General features: G+C 50.7%; 1 protein-coding gene. It reads right to left on the bottom strand.

Features of this window, described 5'->3' with window-relative positions; translation table 11 throughout:
• Nucleotides 1–110 precede the first annotated feature (110 nt).
• Nucleotides 111–263, bottom strand: a complete 153-nt coding sequence (locus SB764_RS40580; protein ID WP_410866839.1) for an Rdx family protein — start codon at nucleotides 261–263, stop codon at nucleotides 111–113.
• Nucleotides 264–270 lie beyond the last annotated feature (7 nt).

The raw sequence follows: 270 nt of genomic DNA, 5'->3' as shown, positions 1-270 counted from the left end.
GATGTACGAGGGCAGCCGCCCGGTGTCAACAGACTTTTTGAACTTTTATGACGATCATTGATTTTAAAGGGAAAAAACTTGGTTGAGTGCTGTTGAAACATTTTGCCGCATCAATTGTCGAGCCCTTCGTGCTTCGTCTTGTCGACGTGACCGAGGTCGCGCTCCGGGTCGATGACATCGCGGATTCTCTGTTTGAGTTCTTTTGGACCCGGAAAACCGCCATCGCGCTTGCGCTCCCATATGATCTCGCCGTTAACGGCAATCTCGAAC

Origin of the sequence: Paraburkholderia sp. SIMBA_027 (assembly GCF_046535315.1) — a bacterium.
Taxonomy (GTDB): domain Bacteria; phylum Pseudomonadota; class Gammaproteobacteria; order Burkholderiales; family Burkholderiaceae; genus Paraburkholderia; species Paraburkholderia tropica.
The sequence above is the reverse complement of the archived record's forward strand: the minus strand, read 5'-3'. Positions and strand labels throughout refer to the sequence as shown.